Consider the following 17,623-nt stretch of genomic DNA (forward strand, 5'->3'; position numbering starts at 1 on the left):
TGCAACGCTGCAAGGCCGCTCGGCGGCGCCGCGGTCAAGCCGGGTGCATCCTGCTAGAATCGCCGGCCATTCATCCGCTGCCCCGTACCCCCATGTCCCGACTGAACCCCCGGCAACAAGAGGCCGTGAACTACGTCGGCGGCCCGCTTCTGGTGCTCGCCGGTGCCGGTTCCGGCAAGACCAGCGTGATCACGCGCAAGATCGCCCACCTGGTGCAGAACTGCGGCATCCAGGCCCGTCATATCGTCGCCATGACCTTCACCAACAAGGCCGCGCGCGAGATGAAGGAGCGCGTCGGCAGCCTGCTCAAGGGCGCCGAGGCGCGCGGCCTGACCGTGTCCACCTTCCACAACCTGGGCATGAACATCATCCGCAAGGAATATGCGCGCCTGGGCTACAAGCCCGGCTTCTCGATCTTCGACGACGGCGACATCAAGGCGCTGCTGTCGGACATCATGCAGAAGGAGTACGCCGGCGACGACGGCGCCGACGAGGTGAAGAACCTCATCGACAGCTGGAAGAACGACCTGATCCTGCCCGACGAGGCCCTGGCCAAGGCGCGCGGGCCCAAGGAGCAGACCGCCGCCATCGTCTACCTGCACTACCAGCGCACGCTCAAGGCGTACAACGCCGTGGACTTCAACGACCTGATCCTGCTGCCGGTCAAGCTCTTTCAGGAGCACGCCGACATCCTGGAAAAATGGCAGAACCGCATCCGCTACCTGCTGGTGGACGAATACCAGGACACCAACGCCAGCCAGTACCTGCTGGTCAAGCTGCTGGTGGGCATGCGCAACCAGTTCACCGTGGTCGGCGACGACGACCAGTCGATCTACGCCTGGCGCGGCGCGCGCCCGGAAAACCTGATGCTGCTCAAGGAGGACTACCCCTCGCTGAAGGTGGTGATGCTGGAGCAGAACTACCGCTCCACCAGCCGCATCCTCAAATGCGCCAACGTGCTGATTGCCAACAACCCGCACGTGTTCGAGAAACAGCTGTGGTCGGAGATGGGCGTGGGCGACGAGATCCGCGTGATCCGCACGCGCAACGAGGACGCCGAGTGCGAGCGGGTGGCGCTGGAGATCCTCACCGAGCACCTGCGCACCCAGCGCCCCTACAGCGACTTCGCCATCCTCTACCGCGGCAACTACCAGGCCAAGCTGATGGAGCTGAAGCTGCAGCACCACCAGATTCCCTACCGCCTGTCCGGCGGCACCAGCTTCTTCGCCCGCCAGGAGGTGAAGGACCTGATGAGCTACTTCCGCCTGCTGGTCAACCCGGACGACGACAACGCCTTCCTGCGGGTGATCAACGTGCCGCGCCGCGAGATCGGCTCGACCACCCTGGAAAAGCTCGGCAACTACGCCAGCCAGCGCGGCATCAGCATGTACGCCGCCGCCGACGAGATCGGCCTGGGCGAACAGCTCGACAGCCGCTACACCGAGCGCCTGGCACGCTTCAAGCGCTGGATGGACGGTGTGCGCCAGCAGTGCGCGCAGAACGACCCGATCGCCGCGATCCGCAGCATGGTGATGGACATCGACTACGAGAACTGGCTGCGGCAGAACGCCTCCAGCGACAAGGTGACCGACGCGCGCATGGGCAACGTCTGGTTCCTCGTCGATGCGCTGAAGAACACCCTGGAGCGCGACGAAGACGGCGACATGACCATCGAGGACGCCATCGGCAAGCTGGTGCTGCGCGACATGCTCGAGCGCCAGCAGGAAGAGGAAGAAGGCGCCGAGGGCGTGCAGATGATGACCATGCACGCCTCCAAGGGCCTGGAATTCCCCTCGGTGTACATCATCGGCTTCGAGGAGGAGATCCTCCCGCACCGCTCCAGCATCGAGGCCGACACCATCGAGGAGGAGCGACGCCTGGCCTACGTCGGCATCACCCGTGCCAAGCGCAACCTGGCGCTGACCTTCGCCGCCAAGCGCAAGCAGTACGGCGAGGTGATCGACTGCTCGCCGAGTCGCTTCCTCGACGAACTGCCGCCCGAGGATCTGGTCTGGGAAGGCCAGGAGGAGGCGCCGGTGGAGATCAAGACCGCGCGCGGCAACGACGCGCTAGCCAATATGCGCGCGCTGCTTAGAAAATGACCGGCGCGCGGCGACGGCCCGCAAGGTCATCAAATAGAGTTACTTCGTAGCCCGGATGCAATCCGGGGAAACCGTCCCGGATTGCATCCGGGCTACGTTCAGCATGAGGACAACCGCGTGGAAGCGCTAAAACAGAAGATTCGCGAAGAAGGCATCGTACTGTCCGAGCAGGTGCTCAAGGTCGACGCCTTTCTCAACCACCAGATCGACCCGGCGCTGATGCAGCAGATCGGCCACGAGTTCGCCCAGCGCTTCGCCGGCCAGGGCATCAGCAAGATCGTCACCATCGAGGCCTCCGGCATCGCCCCGGCGATCATGGCCGGCCTGGAGCTGGGCATTCCGGTGATCTTCGCGCGCAAGTTCCAGTCGCTGACGCTCAAGGACGACCTGCTGATCTCCAAGGTGTTCTCCTTCACCAAGCAGACCGAGAGCACCATCGCCATCTCCTCGCGCCACCTGACCGCCGCCGACACCGTGCTGGTGATCGACGACTTCCTCGCCAACGGCCACGCCGCCAAGGCGCTGATCGACCTGATCCAGCAGGCCGGCGCGCGGATCGCCGGCATCGGCATCGTCATCGAGAAGTCGTTCCAGGAAGGCCGCACGCTGCTGGAGAGCGAAGGCTACCGGGTCGAGTCGCTGGCGCGCGTCGCCGCCCTGGAAAACGGCCAGGTACGCTTTCTCGACTAAACCGTAGGGTGCGCACCCGGCAACCGAGCGCCAGCGGTGCGCACGGCCTAGCCTGCGGACATAAAAAAACCGCCTGCAAGAGGCGGTTTTTTATCGAGCGCCGGGTCTTACAGACCGGACATCTTCTTGATCGCGTCGCGCAGCTCGTCGTCGGAGCAGTCGGCGCAGGTGCCTTTCGGCGGCATGGCGTTGATGCCGGAGATGGCCTTGGCCAGGATGCCGTCGAGGCCGCCCTGGTGGTCGGCGCGCTCTTTCCAGGCGGCGGTGTCGCCGATCTTCGGCGCGCCCAGCACGCCGGCGCCATGGCAGGCGTTGCAATGCTTGGCGATGATGTCGTCGGTGCTGCGCGCGCCGCCGGCGGCCACCGCAACGGCGCCGACGCCCTTGCATTCTTCGCCCATGATGCACACTTCGCCGACCGGCTTGAGGCGTTCGGCGATGGCTTCATCGGTCGTGGCCTGAGCAGTCACTGCCCACAGGGCCAATACGGCAGCCGGTGCCACCAGCATTTTCTTCATCAGATTCACGGTACACCCTCTTCGTGGCTAGTCACGCCCGCGGCCACGGTTTCGCGAGCGGGCGACAGTATAACGGCAAGCCGCCCGGGCCGAAACAACCCAGATTGTCGCAGGGTTATTGATCAGAAATTCGCCGGTGTGGTGGCGCTGATCAGCCGCGCCGGCGCGTCGAAGGGGTTGCGGAAGCGGTGCGGCTTGCTGCTCTCGAAGTAGTAGCTGTCGCCCGGCTCGAGGATGAACACCTCGCTGCCCACGGTCAGTTCCAGCTTGCCTTCCACCAGCATGCCGGCCTCCTCGCCCTCGTGGGCGTACATCTCGTCGCCGGTGTCGGCGCCGACCGGGTAGGTCTCGTCGAGGAAGGCGATGGCACGGCTCGGATGGGCCTTGCCGATCAGCTTCATGGTGATGGCGCCGCTGCAGATATCGGTCAGTTCGGAGGCCCGGTAGACCACCTGGGCCTGGTTCTCCTGCTCCAGGTCGAGGGAGAAGAACTCCACCAGCGACATGGGGATGCCGCCGAGCACCTTCTTCAGCGAGCTGATCGAAGGGCTCACGCTGTTCTTCTCGATCATCGAGATGGTGCTGTTGGTGACCCCCGCACGCTTGGCGAGTTCACGTTGGGAAAGGCCTTTGAGCTTACGAATCGATTGCAGTCGAACGCCGACGTCCAATGCTGGTGTCCCCCCTGGGGCAGATGCGGAAAAAGTGTCCGTATCATGGCACAGCGTTCGGAATTTACAACACTGGCGTTCGCGCTCGCCTACACCGCCCCCGTTAGAGCCTATGCAAAGGCTCGCGAGCTAGAGCCATGCAAGGCATAAACAGGCGAGGAAGCGGAGTTTACGAGTTGTAAATGAGCATTCCGAGCCTGTTTTTAACGCAGCAGGGCCGACGCGCAGCAGCCTTTGAACAGGCTCTCAGCCGCCGAGATAAAGCAGCGGCGCCCGGCGCACATTGCAGAACAGCTGGTAGGGAATGCTGCCGGCGGCCAGGGCCACGTCGCTGGCCAGCACCTGCTTGCCCCACAGCTCCACGCGGCTGCCGAGGCCGGCTTGCGGCAGGTCGGTGAGATCGACGGTGAGCATGTCCATCGACACCCGGCCGATCAGCCGGGTCAGCTGGCCGTCCACCGCCACCGGCGTGCCGGTCGGCGCGTGGCGCGGATAGCCGTCGGCATAGCCCATGGCGACCACGCCGACGCGGGTCGGTCGCTCGCTGACGAAGCGCGCGCCGTAACCCACCGGCTCGCCGGCCGGCAGTTCGCGCAGGCTGATGACCTTCGACTCCAGGGTCATCACCGGCTTGAGCCGCGCCGCCTGCGCCTGGGCCTGCTCGAAGGGGGTGGCGCCGTACAGCATGATGCCGGGGCGCACCCAGTCGCTGGGCACCTGTGGCCAGCCGAGCACGGCCGGCGAGTTGCGCAGGCTGACCTCGGCGGCCAGGCCCTCGCGGGCCTGCTGGAACAGCGCCAGCTGTTCGGCGGTGCGCGGGCAGTCGGGCTCGTCGGCACGGGCGAAGTGGCTCATCAGCACGATCTTGCTCACCTTGCCGCTGGCCAGCAGCCGGCGGTAGGCCGCCTGGTAGTCGGCCGGGTGCAGGCCGACGCGGTGCATGCCCGAGTCCAGCTTGAGCCAGACATTCAATGGCGTGCCCAGACTCGCCTGCTCGATGGCCTCGACCTGCCACAGCGCGTGGACCACGCACCACAGCTGGTGCTGCTCGATCAGCGCCAGCTCGGCCGCCTCGAAGAAGCCCTCCAGCAGCAGGATCGGCGCGCGGATGCCGGCCTCGCGCAGGGCCAGCGCCTCCTCGATGCAGGCCACGGCGAAGCCGTCGGCCTCGCGCTCCAGGGCCTGGGCGCAGCGCACCGCACCGTGCCCGTAGGCATCGGCCTTGACCACGGCGAGGGCGCGGGCGCCGCCGCTCAGTTCGCGGGCCAGTTGGTAATTGTGACGCAGGGCGTCGAGGTCGATCAGGGCACGGGCGGGACGCATGGTTCGCGGTCTCTCGATGCTTCGCCGAGGCGAGGTGTTTGGCGCAGCCCGGATGCCATCCGGGCTACGCGCTACCAGTCAAAAAAAGCCCGGCGGGACAGCCGGGCGAAAAGCCAACACAAAAAATTCCGGGAGAAATTTTTGACGTCGCTCCACGACGGTCCGGAGGGTGGCCGCCTTAGAGGGCCGCCACCACCATCATCTCCACTAGCACCTCGGGCTTGTACATCCTCGCCTCAACGCACGCGCGCGCCGGCGCGGCACCTTCGGCGACCCAGGCGTCGTACTCGGCGTTGAGGCCGTCGTAGTGGGCGTCCATGTCCTTGAGGTAGATGGTCACGGAGAGAATCTTGCTCTTGTCGCTGCCGGCCTCGGCCAGCATGCGGTCGATATTGGCCAGGGTCTCGCGGGTCTGCTGGCGGATGTCGCCGCTGTAGTCGTCGGCCAGCTGGCCGGCGAGGTAGACGGTGCCGTTGTGGATCACCACTTCGCTGTAGCGTTTTTCCACATGCAGGCGCTGGATCGACATAGGGGTAAAGCTCCTTGGATTACGGGACGCGCAGGCTATCAGGTGCGCAGCGGCTGCGGCGCGGCCTCGAGCTCGCGGGCCTTGCCCGAGTAACGCGAGATATCCAGGCCTTCGGCGCTGATCTGCGGGCGCTTGTTGCCGATCAGATCCGCCAGCAGGCGACCGGAGCCGCAGGCCATGGTCCAGCCCAGGGTGCCGTGGCCGGTATTAAGGAACAGGTTGCGGTAGGCGCTGGCGCCGACGATCGGCGTGCCGTCCGGGGTGGCCGGGCGCAGACCGGTCCAGAACTCGGCCTGCTTGAGGTCGCCGCCCTCGGGGTAGAGGTCGGCGGTGATCATTTCCAGGGTGGCGCGACGCTTGGGGTTGAGGCTCAGGTCGAACCCGGCGATCTCGGCCATGCCGCCAACGCGGATGCGGCCGTCGAAACGGGTGATCGCCACCTTGTAGGTCTCGTCGAGGATGGTCGAGGTCGGCGCCATCTCGGCGTTGGTGATCGGCACGGTCAGCGAGTAGCCCTTGAGCGGGTAGACCGGCGCGCGCACGCCCAGCGGTTTGAGCAGCTGCGGGCTGTAGCTGCCCAGCGCCAGGACATAACGGTCGGCGGTTTCCAGCTTGCCGTCGATCCACACGCCGTTGATGCGGTCGCCGACGGCGTCCAGGCGCTGGATGTTCTGCCCGAAGCGGAATTCCACCCCCAGCTTGATGCACATTTCGGCCAGCTTGGTGGTGAACATCTGGCAGTCGCCGGTCTGGTCGTTGGGCAGGCGCAGGGCGCCGGCCAGCTTGTGCTTGACCCCGGCCAGGGCCGGTTCGACGCGGGCGATGGCGTCGCGGTCGAGCAGCTCGAAGGGCACGCCGGAGGCTTCCAGCACGGCGATGTCCTTGGCCGCGGCATCGACCTGGGCCTGGGTGCGGAACAGCTGGGTGGTGCCGAGCTGGCGACCTTCGTAGGCGATGCCGGTCTCGGCGCGCAGCTCGTCGAGGCAGTCGCGGCTGTACTCGGACAGGCGCACCATGCGCTCCTTGTTCACCGCATAGCGGCTGGCGGTGCAGTTGCGCAGCATCTGCGCCATCCACAGGTACTGGTCGATATCGCCGGTGGCCTTGATCGCCAGCGGGGCGTGCTTCTGCAGCAGCCACTTGATGGCCTTGAGCGGGATGCCCGGGGCGGCCCAGGGCGAGGCGTAGCCGGGGGAGACCTGGCCGGCGTTGGCGAAGCTGGTTTCCAGGGCCGGGCCGTTCTGGCGGTCGACCACCACCACCTCGAAGCCCTGACGGGCCAGGTAGTACGCACTGGCGGTACCGATCACACCACTGCCGAGAACCAGAACACGCATGCTTTTCTCCCCGCCGCGCCAGGGCACGGACGTCCAAGACCAGAGTTGTCGTTGGGGCGCAGTATAGGGAGAGCCGTGCAGTGCTTTTCACCATATACACAGCTATATTTGGCGAGAATTCTTGGCAAAAATCGCTTTTACAGAGGCGGATTCTCCATGAGAACCCAGCATCAGAGTCGTCGCGAACTGGACAAGATCGACCGCAACATCCTCCGCATCCTGCAGGAGGACGGGCGCATCAGCTTCACCGAACTGGGCGAGCGGGTGGGCCTGTCCACCACCCCCTGCACCGAGCGCGTACGCCGCCTGGAGCGCGAGGGGATCATCATGGGCTACCACGCCCGGCTCAATCCGCAGCACCTCAAGGCCAACCTGCTGGTGTTCGTCGAGATCAGCCTGGACTACAAGTCCGGCGACACCTTCGAGGAATTCCGCCGCGCCGTGCTCAAGCTGCCGCACGTGCTCGAATGCCACCTGGTGTCCGGCGACTTCGATTACCTGGTCAAGGCGCGGATCAACGAGATGGCCAGCTACCGCAAGCTGCTCGGCGACATCCTGCTCAAGCTGCCGCACGTGCGCGAGTCGAAGAGCTATATCGTCATGGAAGAGGTGAAGGAGTCGCTGGCGCTGCCTGTGCCGGAATAAGGCGGCGACAAGCTGCAAGCGACAAGCCCCAAGTTGAAAAACAAGCTGGATGGAAAACCGCGAAGCGTTTTCCACCATGGTCGTGCAACACGTTAGAGCCCCTATTGGTGGATAAGCTTCGCGTTATCCACCCTACTAGCTGGTGCAAAGGCCCGTAGGGTGGGCTTTAGCCCACCAACGACGGTCAGCGTGGGCTAAAGCCCACCCTACAAGAGCCTCTGGCGGGTCGTGGCGATCAGGTGGTGCACCTGGCTCTACACCAGCCGCTGGCGAGTGCTGGCGATCAGCCGGTGCACCTGGCGCTCCACCGCCGGCTCGATCGGCTGCTCGGGGCCGCGACCGTGCGGACAGGGCAGGTTCGGCGTGGTGCCGAACAACCGGCAGATCAGCGGGCGTTGCTCGTAGACCTGGCAGCCCTGCGGCCCCAGATGCACGCAGTTGTAGGCGGCCAGCGCCGCGTCGTGTTCGGCCTCGCTCTTCACCGGCAGCCGCGCCAGTTCCTCCGAGGAGGCGGTGACCGGCCCGCAGCAGTCGTGGCAGCCGGGCACGCAGGCGAAGCGCGGGATCTGCCGGCGCAGGTGGTCGATCTTGCGGTCGGTGCAGCTCATGCTCGGGCATCCGGAAAACGATGCCGGCAGTGTACTGCGCCGCGCGGGCCGGTGCTGCAGGAGCGACTGCAGCCGCGAATCGGCGCGTCATGGTAGCGGCTAAGGCCGCTCCTGCATTGATTTTTCCGGCGGCCCCCTTGGCGTCATGCAGATTCCGCGCTTATGCTGCGTTGAATTTTCCACACACAAAAATCAGGATTTCACACATGAACGCCCGCGTTCACCAGCCGGTTCACGGCCCCCAGCACGCCGCCTCCTACTACGCCGCCAGCGTCAATCGCCAGCTCGCCTACCCGCCTTTGGGCGGCGAGCTGCAGGTGGACGTGTGCATAGTCGGCGGCGGCTATTCCGGCCTGAACACCGCCATCGAGCTGGCGCGCAAGGGCCTGACGGTGGCGCTGCTGGAGGCGCGCAAGATCGGCTGGGGCGCCAGCGGGCGCAACGGCGGCCAGCTGATCCGCGGCGTCGGCCACGGCGTCGAGCAGTTCGCGAACGTGATCGGCCGGGATGGGGTGCGTGAGCTCAAGCTGATGGGCCTGGAGGCGGTGGAGCTGGTGCGCCGGCGCGTCGAAGAGTTCCAGATCGACTGCGACCTGACCTGGGGCTACTGCGACCTGGCCAACAAGCCCGAGCACCTGGCCGGTTTCGCCGAGGACAAGGCCGAGCTGGAGAGCCTCGGCTACCGCCACCAGCTGCGCCTGCTGCAGCCGGAGCAGATGCACGAGGTGGTCGGCTCCGACAACTATGTCGGCGGCATGATCGACATGGGCTCGGGTCACCTGCACCCGCTCAACCTGGCCCTGGGCGAAGCGGCGGCGGCCGCGAGCCTGGGCGTGCAGCTGTTCGAGGACTCGCCGGTGACGCGCATCGACTACGGCCGCGAGCTGCGCGTGCACACCGCCCGCGGCCAGGTGCGCGCCAAGTACCTGGTGCTGGCCTGCAACGCCTATATCAACGGCCTGGAACCGACCCTGAGCGGCAAGGTGCTGCCGGCCGGCAGCTACGTGATCGCCACCGAGCCGCTGTCCGAGGCCCAGGCGCGTTCGATCATTCCGCAGAACATGGCCCTGTGCGACCAGCGCGTGGCGCTGGACTACTACCGCCTCTCGGCCGACCGGCGCCTGCTGTTCGGCGGTGCCTGCCACTATTCCGGGCGCGATCCGGCGGACATCGCCGCCTATATGCGGCCGAAGATGCTCAAGGTCTTCCCGCAGCTGACCGACGTGCGCATCGACTACCAGTGGGGCGGCATGATCGGCATCGGCGCCAACCGCCTGCCGCAGATCGGCCGGCTCAAGGATCAGGCCAACGTGTTCCACGCCCAGGCCTACGCCGGCCACGGGGTCAACGCCACCCACCTGGCCGGCAAGCTGCTCGCCGAGGCCATCGCCGGCCAGGAGAGCCGCGGCTTCGAGCTGTTCGCCAAGGTGCCGCACATGACCTTCCCCGGCGGCAAGTACCTGCGCTCGCCGCTGCTGGCCCTCGGCATGGCCTGGCATCGGTTGAAGGAATTGCTGTAGGTCGGCGCCTGGCCCGGATGCCATCCGGGACGGCCGAGGATGTCCCCGGATTGCAGCCGGGCTACAGGGGCGCGCTGGAAGCGCCGGCTGGCCGGCGTAGGATGCGCCGGACGGCGATCCGCTTTAGCCCAGGCCAACCACCGCTGGTGGGCTAAAGCCCACCCTACGGCCTCTGCCCACCAACACTTAACGCAGACATAGCCTCAGGGAGGGGGAGCCAACGAGCTTTGTGCTCATTGCCCACCCTCTGCCCCATCCCCTCTCCCGTAAGCGGAGAGGGGTGACGAGGCCGATTCTTCTGTGCACGACATTAGGCCCGGCTCGCCCCCTAGGCCGCCAGCTCGGCGGCGCGCTGGCTGTAGCGCCGGGCCACGCCGTTGTGCGGCTTGGCCTGCAGGCGTTCGGCCGCCAGCGCCCGACCCAGGGCCAGCTGGCCGCCGCGCAGGGCCGCCTCCAGCAGGGTCAGGTCGAGCAGGTCACGCTGCGCGTGGCTGCCGCCGAAGCGCTGGGCGATGGAGCGGATCGGCCGCAGCAGCTCGACGCAGCGGCGGTACTCGCCCTGGCCGAACGCCTGCAGCGCCAGGCACAGCGGCTGACCGACCTCGGCGGTGAAACGCCGGTTGTCGGCATCGCCGTGCAGGGCCCGGTGCTGCGCGGCGAGCAGCGCCGCGGCGGCCTCGTCGCGGCCGGCACCGACGAAGGCCATCATCGCGTGGGCATCGTTAAAGGCGTACTGGCCGGCCGTGGCCAGCGGCGCCCAGCCGTCGGCCACCGCCTGCCAGCGCGAGCCCAGCTCGACGCCCTGCAGGTGCAGGCGCCAGAGCAGCGCGGCGGCGTCCACCAGATCCAGCACCAGGCTCGAACGGGCGCCGAAGATCGGCCCGTCGAACAGCGCCAGCGCCTCGTCGACCTCGCCCAGATCCAGGTAGTAGAGCGCCAGATGCCACCAGTTGTGGCCCTGGAAGAAACTGTCGCCGGTCCAGTGCTGCTGGTTGCCGCGCATCCAGGCGATGCCCTCGCGCTGGCGGTTCTGCATCTCCAGCACATGGGCCACGGCGTGCTGCGCCCAGCCGTCGCGCGGCTGCAGCTCCACCGCGCTGCGCCCGGTGGCCTCGGCCGCGGCGTAGTCGCCGTTCTCCTCCAGGCCGAAGGCGTACATGCCGAGCAGCGCGTGGTAGCCGGGCATGCCCATCCGCCAGTGCGGCAGGGCACGGGCGATGCGGTCGCGCAGCATGCGCGAGTGGCCGCTGAAGAAGTCCACCTGGTGCCCGGCCTGCAGGGCCAGGATGTCCTGCGGCGCCTCGATGGCGACGTCTTCGAGGATCAGCCCGGCGCGGCTCCAGTGGCCGTCGAGCAGCGCCGCGATGGCGGCCAGGTGGCCGCGCTCGCGGGCATCGGCCGGCAGGCCCTGGGCCTGCTGCAGGCACTGCCGCGCCACCGCCAGGCCCTCGGGCTCGGTGCCCAGCAGGTGCAGGTAGGCACGCAGGACATGGGCCATGACGAAGTCCGGACGCAGCGCCAGGGCCGCCTCGACCGCGGCGAGCGGATCGCCGGCATAGCACTGGAACTGGGCCAGCCCCCTTTCGTAGTGTTCCAGGCTGTGCGGGTCGGCGCCGCTCAGGCTCAGGCCCAGGTTGTCGCGCAGGCTGTTCATGGCTGTCCTCTGCTGGTTGTGTACCGGTCATCGCGGACGCCGCCGACTGCCGGGCTGCGGCTTCACACCGGTGCTACGGTAAGAGGGACCGGGAGGGACGGATATAGCCCGGCCGCCGTCATTCTTGATCCAGCCGCCGCCCGGAGGATCAATGGACGCACTCTCTCACGTGCTCGCCGCCGTCCACCTGTCGGCCGGGGCCTTCCTGCACGCCGAATTCAGCGCGCCCTGGTGCATCCGCGCCCAGGTCAACGCCGAGGACTGCCGCCTGGCCGGCACCCAGCCGGCGCACCTGATGGCCTATCACTACGTGCTCGACGGACGGTTGCTGCTGGGGATAGACGACGCCCCGCTGCTGCCGCTGGAAGCCGGCGAGATCGTCCTGCTGCCGCGCAACGACCCACACCTGCTGGCCAGTGCCAGCGGGCTGCCGGCGCGGGTGATCGACCACCTGATCCAGTCGCCTGCTCAGGGCAACGGCCTGGCCAGCCTGCGTCACGGCGGCGGTGGCGCCAGGACCCACCTGATCTGCGGCTTCCTCGGCTGCGCGGTGCCGGACAACCCGCTGGTGCAGACCCTGCCCAGCGTGCTCAAGCTGCAGGTCGGCAACAGCCCCGGTGGCGCCTGGATCGAGCAGGCCTTCCGCCTCGCCGCGGTGGAAAGCGCCGGCCAGCGCCAGGGCGCCGGCACGGCACTGAACAAGCTGGCCGAGCTGCTGTTTATCGAGGCGGTGCGGCGTTACCTGGAAGCGCTGCCGAGCGACCGCCACGGCTGGCTCGCCGGCCTGTGCGACCCGCAGGTGGGCAAGGCCCTGGCGCTGCTGCACCGGCAACCGGCCGAACACTGGACCACCGAGGCCCTGGCCCGCGCCGTGGGCCTGTCGCGCTCGGCCTTCGCCGAACGCTTCAGCCGCCTGATCGGCCAGCCGCCGATCCGCTACCTGGCGCACTGGCGCCTGCAACTGGCCGCCGCCCAGCTGCGCGAAGGGCGCAGCCTGGCGCAGATCGCCTACGACATCGGCTACGGTTCGGAGGCCGCGCTCAACCGCGCCTTCCGCCAGCACTACGGGCAGCCGCCCGGTAGCTGGCGCAAGGAGCATGCCGCGGCCTGAGGCGCTACAGCCGCCAGAACGGCAGGCGCGCCTCGCGCTCGGCCTCGGCGCGGCTCAGGCCGATATCGGCGAGCTGGCGCTCGTTCAGCCGCAGCAGGGCGCGGCGGGTTTGCAGGCGGCGCCAGAACGCCGGCCAGTCGCGGCCGAAATGACGCAGCGCGCCCGTCGCCTGTGGCGGCGCAGCCCGCCGCGCCCTGTCGATACCTATCTCGCTGAAGCCGTTCATCGCCTTCTCCTGCAGCCAGTGCCCATGGGAGCTCAGGATGACCCGGGGAGAAAAGCCATGACAGATTCAATAAAACCTTATTTACTCCATACAGTTTTCGCCGAATCCCGGCTGAATCGGAATTTTCGCCGGCATCTGTACCGGTCGCTGCATTCCTGAACGAGGCAACTGTCATGACCCTCTACCTCAATCTGGCCGAACTGCTCGGCGCGCGCATCGAGCAGGGCCTGTACCGTCCCGGCGACCGCCTGCCCTCGGTACGCAGCCTCAGCCAGGAGCACGGCGTCAGCCTGAGCACTGTGCAGCAGGCCTACCGCCATCTGGAGGATCAGGGCCTGGCCACGCCGCGGCCGAAGTCCGGCTACTTCGTCCCGGCCGAGCGCCAGGTGCCGGCGCTGCCGCAGGTCAGCCGGGCGGCGCAGCGGCCGGTGGAGGTGTCGCAGTGGGATCACGTGCTGGCGCTGATCAGCAGCTCGCCGCAGCGCGAGCTGCTGCAGCTCGGCCGTGGCCGTCCGGATATCGGCAGCCCGACGCTGAAACCGCTGCTGCGCATGCTGGCGCGCCAGGCCCGGCGCCAGGACCCGGAGGTGCTGACCTACGGCGACATCCGTGGCGATCTGCGCCTGCGCGAGCAGATCGCGCGGCTGCTGCTCGATTCCGGCTGCCGCATCCCCGCCGAGGACCTGGTGATCACCACCGGCTGCCACGAGGCGCTGTCGGCGGCGATCCGCGCCATCTGCCAGCCCGGCGACATAGTCGCGGTGGACTCGCCGAGCTTCCACGGGGTGATGCAGGCGCTCAAGGGCTTCGGCATGAAGGCCCTGGAGCTGCCCACCGACCCGCTCACCGGGATCAACCTCGAGGCCCTGGAGATGGCCCTGGAGCAGTGGCCGATCAAGGCCATCCAGCTGACCCCGAACTGCAACAACCCGCTCGGCTACATCATGCCCGAGGCCAACAAGCGTGCCCTGCTGCAGCTGGCGCAGCGCCACGACGTGGCGATCATCGAGGACGACGTGTACGGCGAGCTGGCCTACGCCTACCCGCGCCCGCGCACCATCAAGTCCTATGACGAGGACGGTCGCGTGCTGCTCTGCAGCTCCTTCTCCAAGACCCTGGCGCCGGGCCTGCGGGTCGGTTGGATCGCCCCCGGGCGCTACCTGGAGCAGGTGCTGCACATGAAGTACCTGGGCACCGGCAGTACCGCCCAGCTGCCGCAGCTGGCGCTGGCCGAGTTCCTCGAGGCCGGCCACTACGAGCCGCACCTGCGGCGCATGCGCGCCCAGTACCTGCGCAGCCGCGACCTGATGGTGGACGGGGTGTGCCGCTACTTTCCGGCCGGCACCCGCGCCAGCCGGCCGCAGGGCAGCTTCATGCTGTGGGTGGAGATGCCCAGCGGCTTCGACAGCCAGCGGCTCAACCGCGCGCTGCTGCCGCACAAGATCCAGGTGGCGCCGGGCAGCATCTTTTCCGCCGCCGGCAAGTACCGCAACTGCATCCGCCTGAACTACGCCGAGCCGCCCAGCGTGGCCATCGAGGCGGCCGTGCGCCAGGTCGGCGCGACCATCGCCGAGCTGCTCGCCGAAGCCCCCTGAATCAGCGCGGGGCGGCCCCCGGCATGGCCTCGTTGCCCGTTTCGACCTCGCTGAAGGCACCGCGGCGCCAGGCCAGGACGATGAACACCAGCGCGCCGAGGGCCATCAGCAGCGGCAGCGCGTGGCCGCTCAGCCACTGGCTGGCGGCGCCGGTGGACAGCGGCCCGAGCAGGCAGCCGACGCCCCACAGCAGGGCGATATGGGCATTGGCGCGCACCAGCGCATCGTCGCGGTAGCGCTGGCCGACCAGGATCAGCGACAGGGTGTAGAGGCCGCCGGCGCTGGCGCCGAAGCTGAGCAGCAGCGGCCAGATCAGCGGCGTGTGCAGCGCCGCCGGGATGCACAGGCTGGAGCCGAGCAGTATCACCCCGCAGGCGCGCATCAGCGCCTGCCGCGGCACGCGGTCGGCCAGCCAGCCGATCGGCAGCTGCAGCGCGGCGTCGCCCACCACCACGGTGCTGACCATGATCAGCGCCATCTGCTGGGCGAAGCCCTCGCGCAGCAGGTAGACCGGCAGCAGGGTCAGCACCATGGCCTCGAACGCGGCGAACAGCACCACCGCCCAGGCAATCGCCGGCAACTTGCGGCAGAACAGCCCCAGGCCCTTGCCCGAGGCGCTGTGGGCATCCACCGCCGGCGCTCCCGTGCGGCCGATCAGCAGCAGGCTGCCGGCCACCAGCAGGCTGGCGGAGACCCAGAAGCCGCGGTCGCTGGCGGTGCCCAGGGCGGTCAGCAGCAGCGGCCCGCACAGCTGGCTCAAGGCGAAGCCGGTGCCGTACAGCGCCACCAGGCGGCCGCGCAGGCGATCTTCCACCAGTTGGTTGATCCAGCTCTCGCCGAGCACGAAGACCACGGTCAGCGACACGCCGATCAGCAGGCGCAGCAGCAGCCACAGCGGGTAGCTCGGCCACACCGCCAGCAGGCTGACCGACACCGCGCTGGCCAGCAGGCACAGGCGCAGCGTCTGCGGCGAGCCAAACCAGCCGGCCAGGCGGCCGGTCAGGCGCGCGCCGAGCAGCACGCCGATGGCCGGCATCGCCGCCATCACGCCGATGGCGAAGGGCCCGTAGCCCCAGGCCTCGAGACGCAGGGACACCAGCGGCAGGGTCACCCCCAGCGCCAGGCCGACTATCACCACCGCCGCACTGACGGCGAAATAGGTCATCCAGTTCATCGTTCCACTCCAGTCCATGGCGCGCGCGGCGCCGGTCGCAGTGCCCGGCGCGCAAATGCAAGGCGGCCGGGTTCCAGGGGAACCCGGCCGCAGGTGTGGCTCGCAGGGAGCCGGCCCCTCAGTTCGGGGGCTGACCTAAAGGGAGAACAGAAACGCTCTCCCCACAAACAGATTTTCGGCCAAATCCAGCGCCGAAAAAGATCTTCTGGGCTAAGGCCAGAACCAACGACCAACGGGAGTAACAGCCGAAGGCTGGCCCGAAGGGTGAGCGTCAGCGAATCAGGCGCCCCGGAGCTTTTAAGCGCAGCGTACTGCAGTACGTGAGCATTAAAAGCGAGGACGCAACGCCGTATGGCCGACGACCAGGAGATCGTCCCGCTACCGTTAGAGTTTGATCCAGGTGGCCTTCAGCTCGGTGTACTTGTCGAAGGCGTGCAGCGACTTGTCGCGGCCGTTGCCGGACTGCTTGAAGCCGCCGAACGGCGCAGTCATGTCGCCGCCGTCGTACTGGTTGATCCACACGCTGCCGGCGCGCAGGGCCTTGCCCACCAGGTGGGCGCGCGACAGGCTGCTGGTCCACACCGCCGCGGCCAGGCCGTAAACGGTGTCGTTGGCGATGGCCACCGCTTCCTCCTCGCTGTCGAAGCCGATCACCGACAGCACCGGGCCGAAGATTTCCTCCTTGGCGATGCGCATGGCGTTGCTCACGCCGTCGAAGATGGTCGGCTCGACGTAGGTGCCGCCGGTTTCTTCCATCACCCGCTTGCCGCCGGCCACCAGCTTGGCGCCGTCGTCGTGGCCGGCCTGGATGTAGCCCAGCACGTTGTTCAGCTGGGTGGTGTCGACCAGGGCGCCGACGTTGGTCGCCGGGTCCAGCGGGTTGCCCGGCTTCCAGGCCTTGATCGCCTCGACCACCATGGGCACGAACCTGTCCTTGATCGAGTTCTCCACCAGCAGGCGCGAGCCGGCGGTGCACACCTCGCCCTGGTTGAAGGCGATGGCGCTGGCGGCGGCCTCGGCGGCGGCCTGCAGGTCCGGGGCGTCGGCGAAGACGATGTTCGGGCTCTTGCCGCCGGCCTCCAGCCAGACGCGCTTCATGTTCGACTCGCCGGCGTAGATCATCAGCTGCTTGGCGATCTTGGTCGAACCGGTGAATACCAGGGTGTCGACGTCCATGTGCAGGGCGAGCGCTTTACCGACCGTGTGGCCGAAGCCCGGCAGCACGTTGAACACCCCGGCCGGGATGCCGGCCTCGATGGCCAGCTGGGCGATGCGGATGGCGGTCAGCGGCGATTTTTCCGACGGCTTGAGCACCACCGAGTTGCCGGTGGACAGCGCCGGGCCGAGCTTCCAGCAGGTCATCAGCAGGGGAAAGTTCCACGGCACGATGGCGGCGACCACGCCGACCGGCTCGCGGGTCACCAGGCCCAGCTGGTCGTGGCTGGTGGCGGCCACTTCGTCGTAGATCTTGTCGATCGCCTCGCCGCTCCAGCGCAGGGCGTTGGCGGCGCTGGCGACGTCGATGCTCAGCGAGTCGCTGATCGGCTTGCCCATGTCCAGGGTTTCCAGCAGGGCCAGCTCCTCGCCGTGCTGCTCGATCAGCTCGGCGAAGCGGATCATCACCTGCTTGCGCTTGGCCGGCGCCAGGCGCGACCAGGCGCCGGAGTCGAAGGCGGCACGGGCATCACGCACGGCGATCTCGGCGTCGGCGGCGTCGCAGCTGGCGACCAGGCCGAGCAGACGGCCGTCCACCGGGCTGATGCACTCGAAGGTGGCGCCGGACTCCGCCGGGCGGTATTGGCCGTGGACGAAGGCGCGGGTTTCGATGGTCAGGGTCTTGGCGCGCTGTTCCCAGTCGGCACGAGTCAGGCTAGTCATTCCGGCATCCTCTAGGGGTGAAGGTGGCGCCTCGCCGAGGCG

The 17,623-nt window shown here is 67.9% G+C and carries 16 protein-coding genes; 6 read left to right on the forward strand and 10 right to left on the reverse strand.

Going from position 1 to position 17,623, the window contains the following annotated elements; genetic code table 11:
* Positions 1–92: 92 nt before the first annotated feature.
* Positions 93–2,102, forward strand: a complete 2,010-nt coding sequence (gene rep / locus EA796_RS16965; protein ID WP_122109456.1) for a DNA helicase Rep — start codon at positions 93–95, stop codon at positions 2,100–2,102.
* A gap of 117 nt (positions 2,103–2,219) precedes the next feature.
* Positions 2,220–2,792, forward strand: a complete 573-nt coding sequence (locus EA796_RS16970; RefSeq protein ID WP_021445826.1) for a xanthine phosphoribosyltransferase — start codon at positions 2,220–2,222, stop codon at positions 2,790–2,792.
* 107 nt (positions 2,793–2,899) lie between these two features.
* Here the strand turns inward: EA796_RS16970 and EA796_RS16975 are convergent, their stop codons facing one another.
* The 5 genes from EA796_RS16975 to dadA form a co-directional block, all read right to left on the reverse strand.
* Complete coding sequence (locus EA796_RS16975) at positions 2,900–3,319, reverse strand: cytochrome c5 family protein (RefSeq protein WP_021445827.1); 420 nt, start codon at positions 3,317–3,319, stop codon at positions 2,900–2,902.
* 113 nt (positions 3,320–3,432) lie between these two features.
* Entirely contained in the window at positions 3,433–3,981 is a 549-nt protein-coding gene (locus EA796_RS16980; protein WP_031303843.1) for a cupin domain-containing protein, read from the reverse strand.
* A 246-nt stretch (positions 3,982–4,227) separates the two neighbouring features.
* Complete coding sequence (alr, locus tag EA796_RS16985; protein ID WP_122109457.1) at positions 4,228–5,304, reverse strand: alanine racemase; 1,077 nt, start codon at positions 5,302–5,304, stop codon at positions 4,228–4,230.
* Positions 5,305–5,482: 178 nt separating this feature from the next.
* On the reverse strand, positions 5,483–5,833 hold the full coding sequence (locus EA796_RS16990; protein ID WP_122109458.1) for a RidA family protein: 351 nt from the start codon (positions 5,831–5,833) through the stop codon (positions 5,483–5,485).
* A 38-nt stretch (positions 5,834–5,871) separates the two neighbouring features.
* Positions 5,872–7,170 (reverse strand): D-amino acid dehydrogenase, encoded by a 1,299-nt coding sequence (gene dadA, locus EA796_RS16995; protein WP_122109459.1) that lies wholly within the window; start codon positions 7,168–7,170, stop codon positions 5,872–5,874.
* Positions 7,171–7,326: 156 nt separating this feature from the next.
* Between dadA and dadR the strand changes: the two genes are divergently transcribed.
* A complete protein-coding gene (gene dadR / locus EA796_RS17000; protein WP_013713454.1) occupies positions 7,327–7,815 on the forward strand; it encodes a transcriptional regulator DadR in 489 nt (162 codons plus the stop codon).
* A gap of 254 nt (positions 7,816–8,069) precedes the next feature.
* Here dadR and EA796_RS17005 read toward each other — a convergent pair whose 3' ends face one another.
* Positions 8,070–8,423, reverse strand: coding sequence for a YkgJ family cysteine cluster protein (locus tag EA796_RS17005; RefSeq protein ID WP_122109460.1), 354 nt, complete (start codon positions 8,421–8,423; stop codon positions 8,070–8,072).
* A gap of 206 nt (positions 8,424–8,629) precedes the next feature.
* On the opposite strand from EA796_RS17005, the gene EA796_RS17010 reads away from it, so the two are divergent.
* The gene (locus EA796_RS17010) at positions 8,630–9,943 is read left to right on the forward strand and encodes an FAD-binding oxidoreductase (protein ID WP_122109461.1); all 1,314 of its coding nucleotides are present in this window, start codon (positions 8,630–8,632) and stop codon (positions 9,941–9,943) included.
* A 328-nt stretch (positions 9,944–10,271) separates the two neighbouring features.
* On the opposite strand, the gene EA796_RS17015 is transcribed toward EA796_RS17010, so the two are convergent.
* Complete coding sequence (locus tag EA796_RS17015; RefSeq protein ID WP_122109462.1) at positions 10,272–11,597, reverse strand: tetratricopeptide repeat protein; 1,326 nt, start codon at positions 11,595–11,597, stop codon at positions 10,272–10,274.
* Positions 11,598–11,748: 151 nt separating this feature from the next.
* Here EA796_RS17015 and EA796_RS17020 point away from each other — a divergent pair, with 151 nt between their 5' ends.
* Entirely contained in the window at positions 11,749–12,708 is a 960-nt protein-coding gene (locus EA796_RS17020) for an AraC family transcriptional regulator (protein WP_122109463.1), read from the forward strand.
* 4 nt (positions 12,709–12,712) lie between these two features.
* Here the strand turns inward: EA796_RS17020 and EA796_RS17025 are convergent, their stop codons facing one another.
* Positions 12,713–12,934 carry a DUF1127 domain-containing protein gene (locus tag EA796_RS17025; RefSeq protein WP_122109464.1) on the reverse strand — a complete coding sequence of 74 codons (222 nt, stop codon included), beginning with the start codon at positions 12,932–12,934 and terminating at the stop codon, positions 12,713–12,715.
* Positions 12,935–13,107: 173 nt separating this feature from the next.
* Here EA796_RS17025 and EA796_RS17030 point away from each other — a divergent pair, with 173 nt between their 5' ends.
* Positions 13,108–14,529, forward strand: coding sequence for a PLP-dependent aminotransferase family protein (locus EA796_RS17030; protein ID WP_122109465.1), 1,422 nt, complete (start codon positions 13,108–13,110; stop codon positions 14,527–14,529).
* Position 14,530: 1 nt separating this feature from the next.
* Here EA796_RS17030 and EA796_RS17035 read toward each other — a convergent pair whose 3' ends face one another.
* Positions 14,531–15,703 carry an MFS transporter gene (locus EA796_RS17035; RefSeq protein WP_122109466.1) on the reverse strand — a complete coding sequence of 391 codons (1,173 nt, stop codon included), beginning with the start codon at positions 15,701–15,703 and terminating at the stop codon, positions 14,531–14,533.
* A 384-nt stretch (positions 15,704–16,087) separates the two neighbouring features.
* On the reverse strand, positions 16,088–17,581 hold the full coding sequence (locus tag EA796_RS17040) for an aldehyde dehydrogenase (RefSeq protein ID WP_122109467.1): 1,494 nt from the start codon (positions 17,579–17,581) through the stop codon (positions 16,088–16,090).
* Between the last annotated feature and the right edge of the window lie 42 nt (positions 17,582–17,623).

The sequence above is a fragment of the Pseudomonas sp. AOB-7 genome (genome assembly GCF_003696305.1).
Lineage (GTDB): Bacteria > Pseudomonadota > Gammaproteobacteria > Pseudomonadales > Pseudomonadaceae > Aquipseudomonas.

Coding starts and splice junctions, on each gene's coding strand:
- EA796_RS17005 (WP_122109460.1), bottom strand. CDS start 8,423: ATGAGCTGCACCGACCGCAAGATCGACCACCTGCGCCGGCAGATCCCG.
- EA796_RS17020 (WP_122109463.1), top strand. CDS start 11,749: ATGGACGCACTCTCTCACGTGCTCGCCGCCGTCCACCTGTCGGCCGGG.
- EA796_RS16990 (WP_122109458.1), bottom strand. CDS start 5,833: ATGTCGATCCAGCGCCTGCATGTGGAAAAACGCTACAGCGAAGTGGTG.
- EA796_RS17030 (WP_122109465.1), top strand. CDS start 13,108: ATGACCCTCTACCTCAATCTGGCCGAACTGCTCGGCGCGCGCATCGAG.
- dadA (WP_122109459.1), bottom strand. CDS start 7,170: ATGCGTGTTCTGGTTCTCGGCAGTGGTGTGATCGGTACCGCCAGTGCG.
- rep (WP_122109456.1), top strand. CDS start 93: ATGTCCCGACTGAACCCCCGGCAACAAGAGGCCGTGAACTACGTCGGC.
- EA796_RS17040 (WP_122109467.1), bottom strand. CDS start 17,581: ATGACTAGCCTGACTCGTGCCGACTGGGAACAGCGCGCCAAGACCCTG.
- EA796_RS17015 (WP_122109462.1), bottom strand. CDS start 11,597: ATGAACAGCCTGCGCGACAACCTGGGCCTGAGCCTGAGCGGCGCCGAC.
- dadR (WP_013713454.1), top strand. CDS start 7,327: ATGAGAACCCAGCATCAGAGTCGTCGCGAACTGGACAAGATCGACCGC.
- EA796_RS17010 (WP_122109461.1), top strand. CDS start 8,630: ATGAACGCCCGCGTTCACCAGCCGGTTCACGGCCCCCAGCACGCCGCC.
- EA796_RS17035 (WP_122109466.1), bottom strand. CDS start 15,703: ATGAACTGGATGACCTATTTCGCCGTCAGTGCGGCGGTGGTGATAGTC.
- alr (WP_122109457.1), bottom strand. CDS start 5,304: ATGCGTCCCGCCCGTGCCCTGATCGACCTCGACGCCCTGCGTCACAAT.
- EA796_RS17025 (WP_122109464.1), bottom strand. CDS start 12,934: ATGAACGGCTTCAGCGAGATAGGTATCGACAGGGCGCGGCGGGCTGCG.